This is a genomic window from Paraburkholderia sp. SIMBA_027 (assembly GCF_046535315.1).
Classification (GTDB): Bacteria; Pseudomonadota; Gammaproteobacteria; order Burkholderiales; family Burkholderiaceae; genus Paraburkholderia; species Paraburkholderia tropica.
In genome coordinates, this window is sequence record NZ_JAWRWY010000357.1 from 1 (window position 1) to 286 (window position 286).

Sequence of the window (286 nt, forward strand, 5' to 3'; positions counted from 1 at the left end):
GGCATTCTGGTGGTGCTCCAGCCGGTTTTCGAACGTATCGAAGGCGGCGAAGACGACGCCGGCATTCGAGGCATTGGTGAAGGTCGCGCCGCTGAAGCCGGAGAAGGCGACGGCATTCTTGACGCCCGGCGTGTTGCGGATGATCTCCGAGGCGCGCTGGACGACGGCATCGGTTCTCGCCAGCGACGCGCCATCCGGCAACTGCACGACGACGAGCGCGTAGCCCTGGTCCATCACGGGCACGAAGCCGCGCGGCACGATGCTGGTCATATAATAGGTGAGGCCG

The 286-nt window shown here is 65.0% G+C and carries 1 protein-coding gene; it reads right to left on the minus strand.

The features are described from left to right. Positions 1–270: efflux RND transporter permease subunit (locus SB764_RS39410; protein ID WP_410866668.1), on the minus strand; the 270-nt coding region annotated here is incomplete at its 3' end. Positions 271–286: the final 16 nt, after the last annotated feature.